The organism is Paenibacillus sp. FSL H3-0302, assembly GCF_037982245.1.
Taxonomy (GTDB): Bacteria; Bacillota; Bacilli; order Paenibacillales; family Paenibacillaceae; genus Paenibacillus_AQ; species Paenibacillus_AQ odorifer.
Window position 1 is genome coordinate 3,436,401 of the sequence record NZ_CP150284.1, and the last position, 22,196, is coordinate 3,458,596.

Sequence of the window (22,196 nt, forward strand, 5' to 3'; positions counted from 1 at the left end):
TAATTTTCAGCCTTTTGAACAACATTTCGGACTCCAGTGACGCTATTGCTTAAAAAGAGGTCCATATGTGTTGTATTTCATACAGATAGTGGCTATGGGGACCGTTAGCCCACCAAAAGTACAATAATACTGCTTTTAGCGTCATCTATGTCCGATAGGTGGTGCTACATTGTTGCAATAGTTCTTAAAACTTCTATCGAACAAAAAGTAAAGGAGTTCACCAAGCAGCCTTTCGCGGCTGAAGGGAACTCCTTTTTTCGCGTTCGACGTATTACACGTATTGGTAAAGCACGGGAGTCAGAGGCTCCGAAACAAAACAAGCCTTAAAAAGTCACCTCTATAGATGATTGCTGATAACCCTCACTCCAGCCTAGAGGGGTTGTTTGTGTTTATCAGCAACTGAGCAGTTTTACAAACGATTTCACAGGGTTGGAGACCTTTGAAAACATTAACCCGGTGCTATCATTGGTAATGAAGCTACACACCTAAAGTTGTAAGCGCATTAACGAATGGCGCCAGAGCCGCTCATCGTCAGGAACAGCGCCAAATTTAGCAGGGTTTGGGGGAACGGGAGAAGACATGAATGAAATTCTATTGAACGATTTGAAGTGGGAAGTCAAAGGGTATTGGCCCTGGGTTCCGCTAAAGGGCACCAGTATGGAGCTGGGACAGGAATTGATGGGGGTTACGGACTGGATGCCTGCCACTGTGCCGGGTGGAGTTCACTATGATCTCTTCAGACAGGGCTGGATTACCAACCCTTATCAAGAGTTAAATAGCCTGAGTTGTGAATGGGTGGAGAGCCGCTGGTGGGTTTACCGTACGACCTTGAAGCAGCCTGAGCTGAGAGCAGCCAGAGTTGAACTGGTCTTTCAGGGACTGGACTATGAAGCCTCGGTATACGCTGATCATTTACTGCTGGGTGAACATAAAGGTATGTTCGAGCCGACTGTATTTGATGTTACAGACCTGCTCTCCGGGCGGGAAAGCCTTGAAATTTCAGTGCTGTTGAAGCAGGCGCCAGATGAAATGGGGCAAATCGGCAAAACCTCGGCTACCTTCACGCAGAAGAGCCGTTTTAATTATAAATGGGATTTCTCTACCCGGTTGGTCAATGTCGGAATCTGGGATGATGTGGTATTGAGGGTACATCAACAGTGCTCTTGGGATGATGTGTCGATCACTACAGATGCGGAGTTTGGCGAGAACGATAGAAATCAGATCTCGTCTGGTCGAATCACCATTCAAGCAGGAATCAAGCGAATGGCTGGCTCTGAAGATGATGGGACACTGACAGCGAGCATCACCTGTACTGATCCGGAGGGGGATCTGCTGCTGGTTCAATCGCGACCAGTTCGAGCTGGAGAGCTTCTGAACGCGGAGCTGGAAATACCCGAACCTGAGCTATGGTACCCAAACGGTTATGGAAAGCAACCACTGTACAATCTTGAACTAAAGCTACTGGATGAAGCTGGAACGGAATTGGATACCCAGACTTTTCAAACGGGCATTCGCAAGCTCGATTATATCCACAATGTAGACAGTCCAGACAACGCCCTACCATATACAGTGGTGATTAACGGAAGCAAGATCTATATGAAAGGGGTAAATATGACCCCTCTGGACCATCTCTACGGGAATGTAACGGTTGAACAATATCAACTGATGATTCGTCTGATGAAAGCAGCTCATATTAATCTCGTTCGGGTATGGGGCGGTGGAATCATTGAGAAAAAGGCTTTTTACGACTTATGTGATGTAAACGGCATTATGGTCTGGCAGGAGTTCATTCAGTCCAGTTCAGGTATTGACAATATCCCTTCGAAGCAGCCGGAGTTTTTGGAGCTGCTTCACAAGACTGCCTGCACAGCGCTCTGTGACAAACGCAATCATGTATCGCTAACGGTATGGAGCGGCGGCAATGAATTAATGAGTGAGCCAAATAAGCCTTCCGACAGCAGCGATTCCAATCTGGCGATGTTGAAAGAACTGGTAGAACAGTATGATCCGCAGCGACTCTTCCTACCGACCTCAGCTTCCGGCCCGGTAGAATATATTACGGATGCAAAAGGTCAGGGGCATGATGTGCACGGTTACTGGAAGTATATGGGAAACCCTTATCACTACGAGTTATATGGCAGCAACGATAATCTGCTGCACAGCGAATTTGGGGTGGACGGTCTGAGTTCTCTCAAAAGTCTGGAGAAATTTCTGAGTGAGACCAACCGGCGACCGGTTTCTATGGAGAACAACGCGATATGGAGACATCACGGGGAGTGGTGGGATACGCTGAGCCGTGAAGAAGAAATGTTCGGCAGCATGACAGATTTGGAGCAGTTCTCTGCCTGCAGCCAGTGGATACAGGCGGAAGGAATCCGGTTCGTGCTGGAGGCTAACCGCCGCCGTAAGTTCCGAAACAGCGGCAGCATTGTCTGGCAATTCAACGAGCCGTGGCCGAATGTGTCCTGCACTAACCTTGTCGATTATTACGGTGAAACGAAGATGGCCTACCATTGGGTGAAATCTGCCTTCCGTCCGCTACATGTTTCGCTGGACTACCGCAGTCTACTGCTTACACCAAGCACCGGATTTCAGGGAGATGTATACGTGCATGGAGGAAATGGACGCAGGGTAGAAGTCGACGCGGAAGTCTTCGATGCAGTCGGACGGTGCATCTATCAGCAATCATTTGAGGCAGAGGGAAACAAAGATCAGGCTGTCGGCGCTGGGGTGCTGAATTTCAACGTGCCAGAGCATGAGGATGCTTTATATTTCGTCAGATTGTCCTACCAGGAGGTCGATGAAGCACCACAGCAGAATTTATATGTATTCTCTACCAATAAAAAGCATCCATATGCTCCCGCGCTTGCACTTACAGGAGGCAATCTTGAGGTGCGTCAGGATAGTTTATGGCAGCCGACGGGTGCTCAGGAGAAGAGCCAGCAGGCCCGTTTCACAGTCCAAAATACCGGTAGTGAAGTTTTGCTGCATATCCATGCAGAGGAAAAGGGAGACCGCTACTGGATGGAAGCGGATGAGCAGTTCCATACCCTCTTTCCGGGTGAGACCAAAACAGTAACGGTTACTTGCACTCCTAAACTCTCAGGAGGATTCCTGTCTGGGGAAAATTATAGGATCACAGATGGCTTGCCAGAAATTAGATTCATGTCGTTCCTAACAGCACAGAGCAGAATGATACAGGTTGGAGGAGAAAAAAATCGTGAGTAAAACATTGTGTTTTGTACCGGAGGCATATGTTCCGCTAAGTCGGTTTATTCAAGCCGAGGGATCTACACCTGTCGCTATACCTGTTAGCAGAGCAGTGGCTGATTACTTAAGGCTGCACAACGCTCCACTGCTGCTTGCTTGCTTGCGAGGCGGCGAAGTAGCTTATCAGAAAGCGAATTGGTCAACCCTCCATGAAGACACTGTTGAAGCTGAAGCAGCAGAAGAGATCTCCGAGAAAGGGGAGGGGGTATTTGTATTAGTCAGTCCTTTGCTGACCAATATGCTTCCTGTAGTGTCTCACTGGGATAATAGCGTTGCTGAGGGAAAAGGCGGCTTCCGTTATGGCGGAACAGATGGCATAGGGACATTGCGGATGGACGAAGCCGGGGAAAAGGTTGTTTCCGAGCATGCGCGGCTCTACAATAGCGACCCAGATAGCCCTTATGTATACAATACGGAAGATCATCAGCTTTTCGGAGGCAACGAGGGGAATAAGAATCTTAAAACTCCGCAATTCGAGCATTATATCGGTGACCGCTACAGTCTCTATGCTGTAGATGATCTAGTTGCAGTTTCCCTGAGCGACCGCATCCTTAAGACCTTCGGATTTCCGGTGGTTTTCCGCAATGCATCCACAGACAATGCTGCACTTTTAAGCAATGCGCCTGTATTTCAGCTCATCAGCGGCAGTCTGCTAGTTATAGAGAATGACCAGCATAGCCTTGCTTCCTATATTCTGCCGCCCTTCTGGAGTGCGGCAAATGTTAAGGGATATCCACTGTTGTTCAATGGTTATTATGATGCCAATGAGAATACCTTCAGCACGGTAGGTCCCTCATTTCTGGAAATCATCGGCAAGACTCTGGCCAGCACCGGCAAAGGTGTTGTCGGCATTCTGTGGAACGGAGGAGGATATATCGGCAGCCGTTCCTTGCAAGGCTCCATCTATGCTGGCATTGGGGCGGCAATTACCAGAGGTCAAGAAAGTTATGGCGGTGATGCAGAGCAGGTAGTGGCTGTAGGTGGTTCGCGCGGCGGCTTAACTGCGCTGCTGGCTGGAGGCAATCCGCTTTGCTTACCCTATCGGGTGCGCTACACACTGTGTTATGCACCGCCGTTGATTCTGAACGGGCTCACCCGTGAGTTTGCCGAAGGAGCTTGCCCACTGATCTGGCATGTGGCGGAAGTAGACACCGGTTACCGGGAAATCTGGAAGAAAGATTGGCAGCATCCACAGAACGGCAGCACGGGAATCGAGACTCTGCTACAGACTCTGACGGGAACTATTGACTCTGCAAGTCTAAAGGAAACGACCGGACTGGAATCCGAATTTTTTCTGGAGGGTCTTAAAGCGAGTGGCACAAAGCTGCTGATTAACCATGGCACGCATGATGCCTTTACCCTTAGCCGCTTCAGCTTTTCCTTCGCGGCTTTGGTTCGGAGTCACGGGATACCGCTTCGCCATGAGATCGGATACCGCTTCGGCCATAACAACTGCACGGATCTTTACGAGCAAGCTACTCTATGTCTAATAGCTCTGCTACAGGAACAGGAGCTCGAATTCACGGGCACGGTGCATTATCGCAGACGCAGTCCGGCTGCGGGAGAGTGGGAACAGACCGAACGTTTTGTCCCAACTCATCAACCCGTTTTTCTGGAAGCACCTAAGTTCGTAGCGGTGGGTAGCCCTGTGGCTTGGACTCTTTATGGAGAGCCGGGAATGGAATACCGCCTGGATCTGGGAATCCTAGATCAGCAGGCTTGGGAACAGAAGCAGCAGGTAGTTCGAAATGAGCGCATCACACTGGCGTCCGGTGTATTGCCGGACAAACAGCATCCGCTTGAACTCTGCTCGTGGCAGGATGGCGTAAGCCAGCTCACTGACGGACAACATGCGGGCTTTTATCTTTATGAGCTGTCATACAGGCTCAAGGGTGAGCAGAAGTGGAGCGTAGTTTCTCCCTCCCGTGTGCCACAGCCCGGCGTAGAGCCTCAGTCGGTGCTTCGTATTTTGGAGGAGCAGCCCAATCCGGCGAGCGAAGCGTTTCGGGCGGAAGCGGCCGTCCTCTGCATCAGCGCAGGGTTAAGTGAGGCCTAAACGATTCACCATAACATGAACATAAGCGGTGTGCGGCCATTCCGGTGCGTGCACTGCTTTTTTTTTGCCAACAAATAAGTAGCTTTACAAACGCTTTCGCAGGGTTACCGGATTTCGGCGCTCAGTAGGAAGCGCTATCATTTAGGTATAACAACTATACAACGCCTGACCGGATTAAAGCTTGATTCCGGGAGGAAGGAAGGACAGGAGCATGATTGGAAAAACCAGTGAACTAAATCCTTTAATGACAGAGAAAAAGAAAGGTTATCCTGTACGGCGTTTATTCAAAGATTGGTCATCCTGGATATTAATTGTACCCACACTGTTTGCCTTTTTCTTTTTTTCCTGGCAGCCGCTCGTGAAGGGCATTGTGCTCTCTTTTTTCAATACTGAGGGTTATAATGCCGTAAGCTTCGCCGGACTGCAGAATTACAAGGACGTTATACAGAACTCGGCGTTTCAACAGACATTGACCAACTCTTTTGTGTATGTGTTCTGGTCACTACTGATCGGTTTTGCCGTACCCATTATTGTCGCTGTCGTGATTAATGAATTGAGACATGGGAAGTCATTTTTTCGCTTTTCGGTCTTTTTTCCGAGTATGGTTCCCGGCATTGCCGCTTCGATGTTATGGATGTTTTTGTTTGAGCCCGGAAAGGGTGGCGTGCTGAATATTATGCTGAGTGCCATGGGATTTCCGGTGCAGCAATGGCTTCAGGATCCGCAAATGACGATAATGCTGATTATCTTCACGATTACCTGGCGAAATTTCGGGGGAACAGTGCTGCTTTATCTGGCAAGTCTACAGAGTATTAATCATGATCTGTACGAAGCAGCCTCGATTGACGGTGCGAATGTATGGCGGAGATTCAAAAGTATCACCATTCCGCAAATCTCTAGCATGATCGGACTGATGATGATTTTGCAGATCAGCGGTGTATTCCAGATCTTCAATGAACCCCTGGTAATGACTGAGGGTGGACCGAACAATGCCTCAATGACCTTGATGCTGCAAAGCTATTATTATGCGTTCCGGAGTTTTGAAGCAGGCCATTCAATGGCGCTCGGGGTTATTACTTTTCTAGTCCTGATGGTGCTTACCATTATTTATTTCCGGCTGGATAAGAAATTGAACAGGGAGTAGAAGCTATGAAAACTAAAGAAGCATATGGCATTATCGGCAATATAGAATACAGATCACCTTGGGTGCGCCTGCTGTATTGGTGCATGTTCATTCTGATGATTGTGCTGGCCGCTGTCTGTATTTTGCCTCCGGTCTGGATTATGGTCTCAAGTCTGAAGGACATCAAAGAGTTTTATGCAATCCCGCCCACCCTGATCCCCCGCTCGTTCAATGTTGGCAAGCTATGGGAGACCTGGCAGGAGTTTAACTTCCTCAGTTATTATCTGAATACGGCTTATCTGGCCGCAGGTTCTGTACTGTTCTGCCTTACTTTTAACGGACTGGCCGGATATTTCTTCTCCAAGCTAAAGCCGCGGGGCAGTGCCCTGCTGTTTGCACTGATCGTGTGGACCATGATGGTGCCGAATACAGTGGGCATGGTGCCGCTGTTTAAGAATCTGATTGATTTTCCGCTGTTGCACTTGAACCTGACCAATACTTACTGGCCGATGTGGTTTATGGCTGCTGTGAATCCGGTGGTAATTCTGATCTTCAAAAACTTTTTCGATACCATCCCACAAGCGCTGCTGGAAGCCGCCAAAATTGACGGAGCGAGCACAATCGGTATTTTTATTCGAGTCATTCTCCCGCTCAGCGGACCAGTTATGGCTACAATTACAATCCTTACGATGAACAGTGTTTGGCAGGACTTCTTCTGGCCCTTTATGGTGCTGAAGGATAAATCGACCTGGTCGGTCATTGTGGCTATTTACAATCTGAAGGCGACATTGCCGCAGGACATACAGTTTATTGCGTTGACTTTTGCGATTCTGCCGCCGATTATCCTGTTTATTTTTTTCCAAAAGTACATTATGAACGGGCAATCCTTCGGCGGCAGTATTAAAGGGTAACATCACCCGATCACAAACCATTTCACAGTTTTGCCCCGTAGGGTGCTGCAGAAGGTGCATGTTAAGATGATTTCAGATTCAAAAAGAAAGCGCTTTACATGTTGCGAAGAATGCTTTAACAATAAGACTAGGGGGAATTACATTGAAAAAAGGACACACCAAGAACCTGACAGCTACACTGGCACTTACGCTGCTTTTTTCTGCCGGACTGGCTGGCTGTGGAGGCGGCTCCAATGAGAAGAATGCCGGAGGAAAGACGGAGACAGCGGGCAATCAACAGGTGACGATCAAGGTCAGTAACTGGCCAAAGCCGAATGAGGAAGCCAAAATCGCCCAGTATGAGCAGGTCATGGCGAAGATGAAAGCCAATTATCCGGAAATTATTGTGGACAAAGATGAATGGGGTTATGATGTCAGCTCATTCCTGCCAAAAGCGGCCAGCGGCCAGCTTCCGACGGTATACGAAACCTTTTTTACAGAAACAAGCAAAATCATCAAGGCAAATTACGCGGCTGACATAACGGATACGATGAAAAAATATGGCTACGACAAGGCGATCAATCCAGATCTGCTGAAAATGGTTACCAAGGACGACAAGTATTATGGGATTCCGAAGGATGGATACGTCATCGGTATGCTCTACAATATGAATCTTTTCAAGGAGGCTGGACTGCTGGACGACAAGGGGATTCCTAAATTTCCTAAAACATATGAAGAGCTAGCAGAAACTGCGCAGATTATTAAACAAAAGACCGGTAAAGCCGGAATGTTCTTGCCTACAAAAAGTGGTCAAGGCGGTTGGATGTTCATGAACATTGCCTGGGCATACGGAGCAGAATTTGAAAAACAAGTGGACGGGAAATGGCAGGCGGTGTTCAATTCGCCGGAAGCAGCAGCGGCCCTGCAATATGTGAAGGACTTAAAATGGAAATATGATGTACTGCCCGACAACAATCTGGTCGATGTTACGAACGATATGTTCCGCTTGTTCGGAACCGATCAGGTCGCTATGAGCTTCGGCACGAATGACTGGTCACCGGTCATCCAGCAACAGACTAAGATGTCCAAGGACAATGTGGCAATGTCCGCGCTTCCAGTAGGACCAATCGGGAAACCTGTAACCCTGCTCGGTGGCGGCCTATATATGTTCTCGCCGAATGTAACACCTGAGCAGATTGATGCCGGATTCAAATGGCTAAAAACCTACGGATTTACACCAGAGTCCTCTGAAGAGGCACTGACCGGTTGGGATATTGAGAAGAAGACACTGAGCGATCAAGGGCTGATCGTAGGGCCTTACGGGCTGCGGATTTGGACTGATGAGAAACGGATTGGAGAAGAACAAAAGATTCTCGACAAATACAACAACGTCAATCTGGATTTGTTCCGTGATTATATGGACAATGGCAGCAAAGGCATGCGGGCGGAAGAACCAGTCAACGCACAGGAATTGTACCAAAAGTTGGATATCGTACTGCAAACCGTACTGACGGACAAGAACGCAGATCCGCAACAGATCTTGGATAGGGCTGCCGAAGAATTCCAACGTGATTATCTCGATAAGGTTAAATAAAACGCAGACCAACGGCGACGTCGTCCTTCTGAAGGGCGGCGATGCCGTTTCTGCGTAGATTGCCTTAACTACTTAAATGAGATAAAGGAGATATGCATAACATGGCAGCAAAAGAATGGGGAGACTGGGGAGCACGCTGGATCTGGCCGCAGGAGGAGCAAGGATCAGCGGATAGGGAACAGCAGCACGAGCGTGCGTACTTTCGCAGAGTGTTCGAACTGCCAGCTGGTATCGGAAAGACCTGCACCCTGGATTTGGCCATTACCGCAGACAGCCGCTACAGGCTGTTCGTCAATGGGCAGCGTTTATGGGCCGGTCCTTGTAAAGGACATGGTCATATACAGTATTATGAAGAATTCAGTCTGGACAATGTTCTACAACCAGGTTTAAATGTGCTTGCTGTTATGGTCGTTCATTATGCAGGGACTACGCCCTTTGAACTGGGCGAAGACGGACCTTTGTCCGTCTGGCGCTCGCAAAAAGGCGGGCTGCTTGTGGAAGCGGCAGTTACACAAGGAGGGCAGCTAGTACAGGAGCTAAATACGGATAGCTCATGGAAAAGTATTAAGGATCGCAGCTATAAGTTCCAGCAGTTTCCGATCATACGCTGGATGGGTGGACTGGAAGAAGTGGAGGGTGACGCAGCGCTGCTGGATTGGACACTGCCCGAATATGATGACAGTGCCTGGCTTGCTAGCGGAATTGTGCAACCGGTGCGGGATGAATATGGCCAATTAACCCCTTGGCAGCTGGCCCGGCGTCCGATTCCGCTGTTGTATGAGCGGGAGCAATTTTTTCTGAAGCTGATGCGTAGCAGTAGCGGGGAAGGGCATGCCTTTTTTGAGGAAGGGCATAGTCTGGAGCTGCGAAATGGAGATGGCGGCGCTTCACCCAACGCAGTACTGCCTTCCGCTGGAATAACAATAGAAGCAGGGCAACATTTTTGGTTGGAGTTGGATGCTGGCGAGCTAACCGCAGGGTATTTGCAGCTTAGACTTCTTGGAGGCAAAGGTAGCCGGATTACCCTACTATGCGCTGAGTGTTATGAAGAAGAAACGGGGGATGATGAGATTCGCCGCAAAGCTGTCCGCGATAATACGAAGGAACATGTATTAAGAGGGGGCTACGACAGCTATCACCCGGCAGGTTACGGCATCTCTGCGCGGATGGAAATCTACGAACCGTTCTGGTTCCGTACCTTCCGCTATGTACGGCTGGAAGTGCAGGCTGGTGTCGAGCCTCTAACGATTTCCAGCTTTAGCTATAGGGAGACCGGATATCCACTGCAGCCGGAAGGAAACTTTCACTGCTCCGATGAACAATATAACCAACTATGGGAGCTCAGTGTACGAACACTTCAGCGCTGCATGCATGAGACCTACGAGGATACTCCGTATTATGAACAGCTGCAGTATACCATGGATACCAAACTGATGATGGAGTTTACGTACCTATTATCAGGGGACGATCGGTTAGCGCGGAGAGCTATGGAAGATTATAAGGCCTCTCAGCTACCAAACGGGATGCTGCAAAGTCGCTATCCCTCTGTGCTGCCGCAGGTCATTCCTTCCTTCTCCCTATATTGGATCGGAATGATTCATGACCACTACAGATCCTTCGGGGATATGGCCTTGGTGAATCAGTACCGGTTAGCGCTGTTATCTGTGCTGGACTGGTTCGATCAACATCTGACTCCGGAGGGTCTGGTGGACAGAACGCCCCGCCAATATTGGAATTACTTCGATTGGGTGGAGGAATGGCCGCTCGGCGCACCGGATTGTACGGATGATGCACCCGCAACCGTACTGAGCCTGATGTATGCGGCCGCGCTGGAGCAAGCGGCTGAATTGCTTGCAGCCAGCGGTTGGACACAGATTGCTGGTGAACTGCGTCAACGCAAAGCGGCGGTCAACGCTGCGGTAATGGATTGCTGCCGGCTAACGAACAGTCTGCTGTTCCGCGACAGTCCGGAGGCAACTGCGGGAACGCAGCATAGCCAGCACACGCAGGTCTGGGCGGTTTTAGCGGGCACAGTGGATGTTGTAGAAGGGGCGGCACTGCTGGAGTCAACGTTAACAGACACATCACTGGCTAAGCTTTCGTTGCCGATGAGCTACTATCTATTCCGCGCGCTAGAGAAATGCGGAATGTATGACCGCTCGTTCGGACTATGGACACGGTGGTTGAAGCAGTTGGAGCTTAATCTCACTACACTTCCAGAAATAGATTCAACTGGCACCAGAAGTGACTGCCACGCATGGAGCGCACTGCCGATCACTGAGTTCACCAGAGGGATATTGGGTGTCCAACAAGGAATAGAGGGAATAACTATAAAGCCCCACTATGGAGAACTGCGGCAGGCCAGCGGAACCGTAAGTACAAGTATCGGCCCAATAAACATCAAATGGGAGATCCGTTCAGTAACAGGACAGGAGATCTTCCACATGAAAGCTTTTTGGCAAGCCGGATCGGCAATTACAATAATTCTGCCTAATCATGAAGTGCATGAGACAGATGAGGGTTCCTTTTACAAGGAGATCGACATTAGTCACCTTAGCTGTTAGTCTGATTTCAGTTGATTTTGTTTTCATGATTCATACACCGGAGGGGATGGGGAAGTCATATGTTCAGATCGTTCGGCCGCAATATCCGCCTAATCCTGGTGTTGTTCATTACTGTCTATATTGTCGCTTCGAGCTTCATTCTGTACCGTACTATGGAGCATAGAAGCCTTGACATGCTGCGGCAGCTATCCGTTCAGTACACTGGCCAGCAGCATAAGAATACACTTCTGTTCATGAACTGGCTGGAGGAGACCTCGAAGCTTATATCCAACAACCAGGTGGTGCAGAATGCGCTGAAAAAACCAACATATGACGGGGCAATCTCTCCGATACTTGAGGGCATACGTTCTTCCAGTAGTGACATTCTCGGCATTTACATTTGGGGAGAAGCAGGGGGAACTTACTCCTCAAGCAATGTTTCCGGGTTGCTGCCCTTTGCAGAGATCAAAAAAGAACCAGGGATGGAACAATTTCTAAATAACCGAGAGCAGGCTTTGCGCTGGACGGTGCTGAACCGGGAGCATCTAATGAATGCACCTTCGGATCTGCGCGACCGTCTGTTACTTGAAGTAAAAATTCAGGGTTCGATGGGAGACATCCTTGGTCTGCTCTCGCTCGAAGTGGAGATTGACAAGCTTTACAGCTTCTACCTATCTGGCGAGAATACAATCTACGGGGGAAATGAAGTTTACCTACTGACCGGAAACGGGAAGCTATTGAGTGCTGCCGATGTCCCGAAGGAGCGCCTGCAGGAGATCAAAGCAGCACTAGTTACTTCGGAAAAAGCTACCTTGCCTGAGCCTGTGACACAGGGTATCGATCAAAAAAGTACAGGCAGAGGTGATGCAGATCTGCTGGAGCGGGAAACGGCTGACGGCCTGATTTTGCTCTATCCACTACCGGAATCGGCAGAGCGGATTGTCACCTATATCTCAGCAGATGGCATGAATGCAGAGCTGCGAACGTTTAAGTATTTAATGCTCGCCCTGAACCTCGTAGTGTTCATAGTGTTCTGGCTGCTGATCTCAGTGCTTAGCGGCAGTATAGTTAATCCACTGAAGCAGTTGTACCTGAAGATTAATTCAACAATGAAAGACTAAGATAAGATGGAGTCTGAATCATGAAAATCGCTAACCGAAGTGTATTTCATACATCTAGCGTGGGCAATAAACGGATGAAGTAAGATATAGTTGTATTCAGTACACTTATTATTCGGAAAGTTAGTTGCTTCCAACAGAATTGGAACGTATAGATGTACCAAATACACTTAAACTTCTGCTCTCTGCAAAAAAAGGGTGCTTTAGCTGTATTAAATACAACTAAAGCACCTATAATTCTCGAAAGTATCTTTAATTTGCCACTACTCAATCGTCTTTTTAAGCAAAGTAGAAGTCCCTTCTACCCACTCAAAAAGGATCGATTTCTTTGTTATGTCCGCATTTATAAACTAAATTCGCTAATTGGGCAGTTCCTTCTTCAAGTTGATCGTAACCGTGGTGCCTTGCCCCGGCGTGCTGGAGATACTTAAACCATATTGAGGACCATATTCAAGTTTAATTCGTTCGTCCACATTTCTTAGTCCATACCCGCTCTGAAACAACACATCTTCCTTGGCTTGGCTAAGCGTCGCACCGTTGGAAAATCCCACCCCGTCATCAGTCACTGTGAAGCGAATCTCATCTGCCACTAATTCGCCTTTAATCCAGATTCGGCCCATCCCGCGTTTCTCGCTGATGCCGTGTTTGATCGCATTCTCTGCAATAGGCTGAAGAATCAGCTTCAGAATGCGAACCTTGCGCAGCGATTCCTCAATCTCGTATTCAATCTCGAACTTATCCGGAAACCTCATTTGCTCAACTGTCACAAAACTCTGCACCAAGCGGATTTCTTCGTCCACGGTCACGAACTTGTCGCCTTTATGCAGGCTGATTCGAAAAAAGGTAGCTAATGAAGAAATCAGCCGTTCGATATCGGGCTGCTTCTTCAGTCGGGCAATCCAGGCAATTGCATCCAGTGTGTTGTAGAGAAAATGGGGATTGATCTGTGATTGAAGTGCGGTTAGCTCAGCTTTCCGTTGCTTTTCTTTCTCCTCATCTTTCTCCAGCATTAATTGGCTGATCCGCTCCACCATCTGATAGTAGCTGTTCTCAAGCTGAAAAATCTCATCAACCTGACCGCGCTGTTCATAAACAGCGGCCAGATCTTTTTTGCCAAACAGGCTCAGCTTCTTCTTCAAGTTCAGCAGTGGACGGGTGATTTTGGCTGCCAGATAGAAGGAAAAAATCAGTAGCACAATAAAGGTAACGCTGGCGAACAGAAGCGCATTTTGATTGCCTTTGGCGATTCCCGAGAGCAGTTTGTGATTGGAAATCACACTGGTGAATTCCCAGCTGACCCCAAGTGTCTCCAACCGGGGATTCAAAGGATAAGTAGCAATGATGTAGGAATTTTCGTTATCTGACCAGGTACGATAGCCTTCTTTTTTACCTGGGCGAAGAGGGGCGTTTTCCTCCAAAAAATTGCCCAAGAGCCGTTTGTCGGGGTGAGAAATAATCCGATTGTCGGAAGTCAGGAAGGAGTAGCCGATGCCAGTGAAGCTGGAGGAATACAGGTCCGCCAAAGCAGCCTCCCTGACATAAATGATCACGACCCCGATATTTTGTCCAGTATTGAAATTGCGGAACTGCTGGCCGAATGGAATATACGCATTGCCTTCTCCATCCCGTTTGATCTCACCGACAACAGGCATGCTGCTCTCCTGAATGCGTTTGATGAACAGGGCTTCAGGCACTTCCAGCATCTGCTCCTTAGACTGGTAAGAATAAAGCATATTATCGTTGGTGCTGATAATTACATTACCCACCAGGTCGTTCTGGGCCAGCATACCGTCGATGATAGCTCCAATTCGCGATTCCTTGTCAGCTGACGGCAGGGAATCGTTATTGATGATTTGGTAGATATCACTGTTCACCAGAAACCGCAGAAACAACATTTGAATGTCATCGACCATGAGCTCCACGCTAAGCCCAATTTGGCGCTGAGTCTGAACGACATGGCGGTACAGATCCTTTTGCAGGTAGGTATAGGAATAAAAATTGAAAATAACGAGCATCAGCACCAGATGCATAGACAGTCCTGCTAACAGAACAACAACAATCCGGCTTTTGATCTTGAACCGCCTCATCCAGGAATCCATCCGGTTGGCTAGTCTCCGCTTACCCATAGGTTTTTGCATATTCACTCGGCGGGATGCCCGTCATTTTTTTGAAGATCTGGCTAAAGTATTTGGAGTCGGTGAAGCCGACCTGATTGCCAACCTCGTACACCCGATACTTCGGATTGCGCAGCATACGTTTGGCTTCCTCGATACGGTATTCCGTCAGACATTCGTAAAAAGTTTTGTTCAGATCTTTACGGAACAGATGCATCAAATGGGTTGGACTGACGAAGACCGCCGCAGCAACCATCTCAACGGTAATGTTTCCGGCAAAGTGCTCCCGTATAAAAGCGAGTGCGTCCCTGATTTCGCGCCGGCACCGAGCTCCAGCCTCTTCTTCAGCATACAGCACACGTTCAATGCCAGAAAGGGCACGCTGCGCAGCAAGTACAGCCTGCCGGTATGAATCTACGATCCCGTTCCATTCTCCCGCAGGTTTACCTATGCCGACGCTTAAGGCCTGGCCGAAGTGCTGTTGGCTCCATTCAGATAGTTGTTTGCCCAATTTTCGTGCAGAATCTCCGGCCAGCTCTGGTTCCCCGGTCCGAAGGATCATAACCCACTCCAGATGGCTGTCCCGGAATAGACACAGTTGCTCAAAAGAATGCGCTTCCAGAATAGTCGCCGCTGCATCCTCCAGCGCTTTGCCTACAGTATTTCCTTGAAGGCCGTTATCAGGAGGAAAGGTAATGGACAGCGGTAGGATAGCTTTTCCAGGTTCCAATTGCAGTTCCAGTAATTTTATCTTATTTGAAATAAACTCTTCGTCATGCAGTTGGTCATGCAGCAAATCCTGCCAGAACTGCTTGGAGATCGAGGCCAATTCCTCATTAAGCTGTGAATACCGCTTGGAGAGTTGCTTTTTGCCAAGGATTTCATCCCCCACGCTTCGAACTGTATTTGCAAGTTCTTCTATATTAATGGGCTTTAGCAAATAGGTGGAGGCGCCATAACGCAAAGCAGCCTGAGCATATTGAAATTCGTCATAACCGCTGAGCACGACAATCCCTACGAGCATGTCCTGTTCCCGTATTTTTTCGATGAGCTCAAGACCGTTCATATACGGCATACGAATATCGGTAATGATCACATCTGGACGGTGCAGTAGGGCAAGCTCCAATCCTTCCTCGCCATTGCTGGCTTCTCCTATGATCTCGACGTTGTATTCTGCCCAGTCTATGGTCTGGGTGATGCCCATGCGGACCAGATATTCGTCATCCACTACAAGCGCTTTCAACATTGGCTTCACCTCGAAGTAGTTTCTAATATGTCTTACAGCCATTATAAACATGAAACCTCTTAAAGAGGAGGTATAATTTCTGAGGTTGTCAGGATCGCAAACGATTTCGCAGTATATTCCCCGGTGACTCTGCGCAGTGACTGCCACGTAGCGTAAGGATCAAACATTTCAACAGCTTCGCAAACCGTTTCATAGGATTCCATCCTAACTTTTGCAAAATCCACTGTGATAGACTTTAAGCGTAAAAGAGCAGTAAGCGCTTTTATAAACATAGAGAGATCGAAATTGAACGTTGTAGGAGGAGTACACTAGATGCAAGATTCATTTATTCCATTTGGGTTTCAATATTACCGTTCCCCGACCCCCTTCCGTGATCAATGGGAACAAGACCTAAGCAATATTGCCGGACAGGGCTTCAATTGTGTGAAATATTGGGTACAATGGCGCGCGAGTGTGTCCAAAGAAGGGACCTATCATTTCGATGATATTCAGGAGCTAATGGATATTGCGCAGAGGAATGGTTTGAAGGTCATTTTGAATGTAATTTTCGACGTGGCGCCGGCCTGGTTCTATAAAAAATATCCTGATTCCAAAATGGTTACAGCGGACGGTTCCATTCTGGAACCAAGGGCGATTAACTGCCGCCAGATCGGCGGAGCGCCGGGGCCCTGTTATCATCATGCAGCTGCCGCCGAAGAAAAGGCAAAGTTTCTGGCGGAGACGGTGAAGACTTTTAAGGATCATCCGGCGCTCTGGGTCTGGGATTTATGGAATGAGCCTGAACTAACCACAGGAATCAAGCGCAAGCTGTCTTTTGACAACCAGGTGTGTTATTGCGAGCAATCGCTGTTGGTGTTCCAAGAACGGCTAAAAAATAAATATGTTACTTTGGAAGCCCTCAATGAATCATGGCAGCGGACTTACGGGAGCTGGGAGGAAGTAGAGGCACCGCGTGGACAAGGCGTATTTAATGATCTGGTGGACTGGCGCCTGTTCATGTCCGGTACTTTAACGGATGAGCTGCAGAGCCGGGTAGATATAGTGAAGTCACTGGATCTTTTGCATCCTGTTATGGCCCACACTGTGCCCGCCCCTATCTTTAATATGATTACAGCGGGTTCGGACGACTTCAAGCTGGCTGAGCCCTGTGACTTGACAGGCAATAGCCTTGGGTCCTCGGCCTGGTCTGCTGATCTACTGATCTCTGCCGCCAAAGGTAAACCCATTATCAATTCGGAGATTCATGCTTTGCCAGGCAATACTGCAATGAAGCCGCGTCAGCCGGACCTGCGGGAAATGAAACGGCATATTCTGACCCCGCTCGCTCGTGGCATCACGGGATATTTGTTCTGGCAGTACAGACCAGAGATATTGGGACAGGAGGCCCCTGCATGGGGCAGTGTATATTTGGACGGAAGTCCAACCCCATGGTACAAGGATATGGCTCATCTAAATAAGCTGGTGCAAAACAATAAGCAAGAGCTGATGCATGCAAAACGGCGCGGAGACGGGATTGCCATTCTGTTCAGTCCGCAGAACCAGGTTGCTAACTTTGCGGCACATGATCATCTGGACACCTACAACGATTCCTTACAAGGCGCCCATAAACTACTGCATGAGCTCAATTATAAAGTTGAATTTCTGCATGAGACGGATGTTAACGAGAAGACACTGGAGCAATACCACTGCTTGTGGATGCCTTATCCTCTATATTTGAACCGCAAACTGTGTGACATCCTACGCGAGTGGGTGGAAAAGGGCGGGATCTTGATTTCGGAATGCTCGTTCGGTGCACTTCAGGCAGAGAATGGCTGCCACAGCTATACGGTGCCCGGTTATGGATTTGACCAGGTGTTCGGGGTCCGTGAGACTTGGATTCATTCCGCTGAGAACCTGGATCACAGCTATCATCAGGTTGCGTTCGAATCACGGACAGCGATTCCGTTGCGGAATGTTATGGAGCACAGCAAGGCGGAGGAATCGGCAGCAGACGATACGGCGCACGGATCCTATTACAAATCGGATATCGAGCTGGAAAGCCATGTGAAGGTACTGGCTGAATTTGCCGAGGACCGCATGCCTGTGTTGACTACCGCCGCTTATGGCAACGGGCGTGCCGTATGGTTCGGTACCTTGCTTGCGGCTGCCTACTGGCAGGATGGACATCCCGGAACGCTTCAGCTGGTGCGGGATCTATTACAGAAGGAACTAAAGCTGCAGCCGTATGTACAAGCAAGCGGCGGTGTCCGCGCGGATCTCTCCGAGTGGGAAGGTGAGCAGGACCGAGGGGCATTTCTTTATGTTCATAATGAAGGGGATATGGCGGTTAAGGCTGACGTTACGCTGGGTATTGTTTATACTTCTGTCGAACCGTGGTTTGATGATGGCAGCGCTGAAATTCAACCAATGAATCTATTGAAACCCACAACTACAAAACTGACTGTGCGGGTGGAAGCTGGAGATGTTCAAGTATTCCGATTATCTTAACCGGTATCAGTAAAGAGCGGAGAATATAGAGCCGGTGAAAACTGGCTAAAGGAGTGTATCTATTTGGGTTGGTTAGATTATGTAAATCCATTACAGGGGACGGAGTCAGATTTCCGGTATTCACATGGCAATACACTGCCACTTACAGCGATGCCATTTGGTATGGCGGCTTGGTGCCCGCAAACCTATGAAGCAGGTGGAACCTGGTTCTTCCACCCGCGCCATCGCCACCTAGAGGGCATCCGGCTGACCCATCAGCCCAGCCCGTGGATCGGAGATTATGGGCATCTGATCCTGTTGCCGCAGACAGGTCCACTGCTCCTCAGTCCCGGTTCACGTTCTTCTTCCTTCAAAACGGAAGAGATGCAAGTGTCCCCTCACTATTTCGATGTGTTTCTTCAACGTTACCGCACCCGGCTTGAGCTGACTCCAACCGAACGTTGTGCAGCGATAAGAATAACTTTCGCTGAGAGGCAGCAGAACAGGCTTATTATAGCACCTCTGAAAGGTGAGTCACATCTCACCTTCCAGCCGGATAAACGTAGAATCACCGGCTACACAAGAGGCCATACCGCCGGGGTGCCCGATAATTTCGCGATGTATTTCGTGTTCCAGTTCGATAGGGATTTTCACATGGAGGAGTCGGGAATCTTTAACGGAGATTATCAGCCACTGGGGACCCATGAAGGGACTGGCGAACGACTGGGCGCTTATGTAGGAATAGCTGCACCGGAATCTGGCATAGTGGGAGTGAAGTGCGGGACTTCCTTTATTAGCGGAGAGCAGGCGCTGCTTAATCTGAACCGAGAGATTGGGGAAGACGGCTTCGGAGAGATCTTGAATAGAGCAGAGGCAAGCTGGGAAGAACGGTTGGGGCGCATTGTTGCTGAAAGCGCAGATGAAGAGAACCTCCGCACCTTTTACAGCTGCATGTACCGAATCTGCCTGTTCCCGAGAACGTGGCATGAATATAACGAGCAGAACGAGAAAATCCATTACAGCCCTTTTAATGGCAGCATCTGCCAGGGTCCAATGTATTCGGATATCGGGCTGTGGGATGTATACCGAACCAGCCTTCCTTTATACAGTATCTTATTCCCATCTTTATTGGGTGAGATTATGCAGGCGTGGACATTGGCATACAAGGAGAGCGGCTGGCTGCCAAAGTGGCTGTCACCAGGGGAGCGCAGTGCCATGCCAGGCACACTGATTGATGCCGCAGCTGCGGATGCCGTGGTTAAGGGCATCGGCGGATTTGATACAGAGGTACTGTATGAAGGTCTTCTGAAGCATGCAGATCGTCCATCAGTGGACGAGAAGCTGGGCAGAAGGGGCCTTGAATTGTACTTGCAGCAGGGTTATCTGCCGCATGACCGTTTCCATGAAAGTGTAAGCAACACGTTGGATTATGTATACGGAGATTTCTGTATTGCGCAGATGGCCAAAACACTTGGCAAAATGGATGATTATGAGCGTTTTATGGCTCGGGCACAGAATTATAAGCTGCTGTTTGATCCAACAGTTGGGTTTATGAGAGGTCGCAATGAGGACGGTACTTGGCAGGAAGCATTTGATCCTCTGGAGTGGGGTAATCCGTTTTGTGAAGGCGGGGCTTGGCAGGGGAGCTGGGCTGTGCCCCACGACTTCCCGGGACTAGCCGGGCTGATGGGCGGTGAAGAGGCTTTTGTCCAGCGTCTGGATCAGTTGATGGCTGAGGAACCTGTATTTAAAGTGGGATCCTATGGTTTGGAAATACACGAAATGTCGGAAATGGCCTCCGCCGATCTGGGGCAGTTTGCCATCAGCAATCAGCCGAGCTTCCACATTCCTTATATATTTGCCAGACTCGGTGTGCTGTGCAAAACGCAGTATTGGGTCCGCAAAACCATGGCCGAACTGTTCAGCAGCCAGATGGATGGTTTACCCGGCGACGAAGATAACGGCAGCATGGGTGCTTGGTTTATTTGGAGCGCCATCGGCCTGTACCCGTTAAGTCCCGGAATTCCTGAATATGTGCTCGGCAGCCCGCTTTTTGATAAGGTAACTATTCAGCTTGAAAATGGGCAGCAATGGATCATTGAAGCAGAGAACAACAGCCCCGCCAATGTGTACAGCAAATCGGTCCACTGGAACGGATCGCTATGGGAGCACCACTCTCTGTCACATGACGAGATTGTCAAAGGTGGAGTCTTGAATTTCTGTATGTTTTCGGGCACAGATCAGTCTTAAGAACAATGCAAAGCAGTCTGGAAAATTCCGGACTGCCTTTGTTTTTATTAGATGATTTTACAATCAAAAAAAATTGAGGAACACACTGAATCAGTGATGAATGCAAATCGACTTTTCTATAAATCACTCCGATCCCGTAATTGCATGGATATCATGCTTGATATACAACAATCTGCTGCTCAATCCCGACAAACGCGCTGAATTCCTGCACATTGTACAACATTCCACGTTCGAATACGTAACTTCTCTATTCTCCGACAGCATTTTTTTATAGGGCGAAAACTGGGCTTTACGGTCAAATCGTGAAATGGCAAACCATTTCGCAGCTTTCCCGCCTGTTATTTCAACGTAAACATGTCTAATATCGAAGAGAATGAAAGCGCTTAACATCGAGGATGAGAGAGGAGGAAATAACTTATGACTCTAAAACTTCATTCCAAAAGAAATCAGCTAATCGTTATTCTGACCGCTCTGTTAGCAGGAAGCCTGCTGCTGATTGGTGCGAAGAAGTTGCAAGCTCCACAAGCAGAAGAAATGCTTCTGACCCTTAACGGGCAGGAGGCCACAGCAGCGGAGTTCAACTGGCATCTTCAAATGAATCGGGCACTGATTGTTGATTATTTTAAACAAACTTACAACGCCGACTATTCAATAGACTTCTGGTCTGCCTACTATTCCGGCGAAAATCCAATGCAGAAATGGATTAATACAGCTCAAACTCAGCTTTTGACGAAGCGGATGGAGCTACAGCTTGCTCAAGAAGCAGGAGTCGTAACGGATATCAGTTTTGAAGGTTTTCTCAAGGAGATGGAGCGCGAGAATAATCGGCGGAGTCAGGCAGCAGCGAATAAGGAGGTGGTGTATGGTCCTCTTCATCTGGAGGCGCAGGCCTATTTCAATTATTACATGAGCAACCTTGAGGATGCCACGATTGAGGCAATGCGCAGTAACGGAAGTATCGTGATTTCAGACGAACAGGTGAAATTGGAATATACAGCAAATCTAATTGCGAAATATTCTCTGCCGGGAACGATTCGTCTGGAATGGGCAACGCTTTCCTTTGGCCCAGAAACAGAGTACAAAGATCAGCAAAAAGCCTTAGAAAGAATGGAAAAGCTCCATGCAATAGCAACAGCGACAGCAGCAACAGATTCTTCAGGCACAGGCTTCCAAGACCAGGCAAAAGAGTTTGGCGTAAACGTTGGCGAGGTGAAAATAACAAGTGCTTCACGGCGAACAGCAGCTCTGGAAAATCCAAAGGTATTGCTTACCGCAGAGCAACTGGCGCCGGGAGAGATTAGCAGTTTGTTTGCTGAAAATGGGGCTATCCATCTACTTTACTGCCTGTCGGCAGATGATGCAGTTGTTCAACCGCTCGATCATGTGAAGGATGCCATCGCACTGAATTTGGCGCAGCAGAAGTATAGATCCATTGTGGACGAAAAGCTGTCCGAAGCTGTCGTGGAATGGAATTACCCGATGGCTGAAGGTCTCGCAAACCAAACCATCCAATAAATGTTCAAGGG

At 48.6% G+C, this 22,196-nt stretch carries 13 protein-coding genes; 10 read left to right on the forward strand and 3 right to left on the reverse strand.

What is annotated here, in order from left to right; genetic code table 11:
* The first annotated feature begins 579 nt into the window (after positions 1–579).
* The 7 genes from MHH50_RS15290 (at position 580) to MHH50_RS15320 (ending at position 12,597) form a co-directional block, all read left to right on the forward strand.
* Positions 580–3,228 (forward strand): glycoside hydrolase family 2 TIM barrel-domain containing protein, encoded by a 2,649-nt coding sequence (locus MHH50_RS15290; RefSeq protein WP_340034570.1) that lies wholly within the window; start codon positions 580–582, stop codon positions 3,226–3,228.
* Positions 3,221–5,326 (forward strand): hypothetical protein, encoded by a 2,106-nt coding sequence (locus MHH50_RS15295; RefSeq protein ID WP_076125532.1) that lies wholly within the window; start codon positions 3,221–3,223, stop codon positions 5,324–5,326. Before MHH50_RS15290 ends, MHH50_RS15295 begins: the two co-directional genes overlap by 8 nt.
* A gap of 211 nt (positions 5,327–5,537) precedes the next feature.
* Positions 5,538–6,470 (forward strand): sugar ABC transporter permease, encoded by a 933-nt coding sequence (locus MHH50_RS15300; RefSeq protein WP_197740348.1) that lies wholly within the window; start codon positions 5,538–5,540, stop codon positions 6,468–6,470.
* A 5-nt stretch (positions 6,471–6,475) separates the two neighbouring features.
* A complete protein-coding gene (locus MHH50_RS15305; protein WP_051490964.1) occupies positions 6,476–7,360 on the forward strand; it encodes a carbohydrate ABC transporter permease in 885 nt (294 codons plus the stop codon).
* 142 nt (positions 7,361–7,502) lie between these two features.
* A complete protein-coding gene (locus tag MHH50_RS15310; protein ID WP_081383668.1) occupies positions 7,503–8,933 on the forward strand; it encodes an extracellular solute-binding protein in 1,431 nt (476 codons plus the stop codon).
* A gap of 101 nt (positions 8,934–9,034) precedes the next feature.
* Entirely contained in the window at positions 9,035–11,497 is a 2,463-nt protein-coding gene (locus MHH50_RS15315) for a hypothetical protein (protein WP_340034572.1), read from the forward strand.
* Between the two features lie 59 nt (positions 11,498–11,556).
* Complete coding sequence (locus MHH50_RS15320; protein WP_076184644.1) at positions 11,557–12,597, forward strand: cache domain-containing protein; 1,041 nt, start codon at positions 11,557–11,559, stop codon at positions 12,595–12,597.
* A gap of 356 nt (positions 12,598–12,953) precedes the next feature.
* On the opposite strand, the gene MHH50_RS15325 is transcribed toward MHH50_RS15320, so the two are convergent.
* The 3 genes from MHH50_RS15325 to MHH50_RS15335 are packed head-to-tail and all read right to left on the reverse strand — an operon-like array spanning position 12,954 to position 16,178.
* The gene (locus MHH50_RS15325) at positions 12,954–14,720 is read right to left on the reverse strand and encodes a sensor histidine kinase (RefSeq protein ID WP_179086777.1); all 1,767 of its coding nucleotides are present in this window, start codon (positions 14,718–14,720) and stop codon (positions 12,954–12,956) included.
* Positions 14,713–15,996 carry a response regulator gene (locus tag MHH50_RS15330; RefSeq protein ID WP_076307826.1) on the reverse strand — a complete coding sequence of 428 codons (1,284 nt, stop codon included), beginning with the start codon at positions 15,994–15,996 and terminating at the stop codon, positions 14,713–14,715. Before MHH50_RS15330 ends, MHH50_RS15325 begins: the two co-directional genes overlap by 8 nt.
* A gap of 17 nt (positions 15,997–16,013) precedes the next feature.
* Entirely contained in the window at positions 16,014–16,178 is a 165-nt protein-coding gene (locus MHH50_RS15335) for a hypothetical protein (protein WP_179089032.1), read from the reverse strand.
* Between the two features lie 88 nt (positions 16,179–16,266).
* Here MHH50_RS15335 and MHH50_RS15340 point away from each other — a divergent pair, with 88 nt between their 5' ends.
* From MHH50_RS15340 to MHH50_RS15350, 3 genes are all read left to right on the forward strand, one after another.
* Positions 16,267–18,441 carry an alpha-amylase family protein gene (locus tag MHH50_RS15340; protein WP_076307827.1) on the forward strand — a complete coding sequence of 725 codons (2,175 nt, stop codon included), beginning with the start codon at positions 16,267–16,269 and terminating at the stop codon, positions 18,439–18,441.
* Positions 18,442–18,504: 63 nt separating this feature from the next.
* A complete protein-coding gene (locus tag MHH50_RS15345; protein WP_076307828.1) occupies positions 18,505–20,670 on the forward strand; it encodes a GH92 family glycosyl hydrolase in 2,166 nt (721 codons plus the stop codon).
* A 417-nt stretch (positions 20,671–21,087) separates the two neighbouring features.
* A complete protein-coding gene (locus MHH50_RS15350; protein ID WP_076307829.1) occupies positions 21,088–22,185 on the forward strand; it encodes a hypothetical protein in 1,098 nt (365 codons plus the stop codon).
* The last annotated feature ends 11 nt before the right edge of the window (positions 22,186–22,196 follow it).

Bases quoted from the DNA above. Each gene is read 5' to 3' on its own strand.
- MHH50_RS15290 (WP_340034570.1), top strand. From the start codon at position 580: ATGAATGAAATTCTATTGAACGATTTGAAGTGGGAAGTCAAAGGGTAT.
- MHH50_RS15300 (WP_197740348.1), top strand. From the start codon at position 5,538: ATGATTGGAAAAACCAGTGAACTAAATCCTTTAATGACAGAGAAAAAG.
- MHH50_RS15305 (WP_051490964.1), top strand. From the start codon at position 6,476: ATGAAAACTAAAGAAGCATATGGCATTATCGGCAATATAGAATACAGA.
- MHH50_RS15315 (WP_340034572.1), top strand. From the start codon at position 9,035: ATGGCAGCAAAAGAATGGGGAGACTGGGGAGCACGCTGGATCTGGCCG.
- MHH50_RS15320 (WP_076184644.1), top strand. From the start codon at position 11,557: ATGTTCAGATCGTTCGGCCGCAATATCCGCCTAATCCTGGTGTTGTTC.
- MHH50_RS15325 (WP_179086777.1), bottom strand. From the start codon at position 14,720: ATGGGTAAGCGGAGACTAGCCAACCGGATGGATTCCTGGATGAGGCGG.
- MHH50_RS15330 (WP_076307826.1), bottom strand. From the start codon at position 15,996: ATGGCTGTAAGACATATTAGAAACTACTTCGAGGTGAAGCCAATGTTG.
- MHH50_RS15340 (WP_076307827.1), top strand. From the start codon at position 16,267: ATGCAAGATTCATTTATTCCATTTGGGTTTCAATATTACCGTTCCCCG.
- MHH50_RS15350 (WP_076307829.1), top strand. From the start codon at position 21,088: ATGACTCTAAAACTTCATTCCAAAAGAAATCAGCTAATCGTTATTCTG.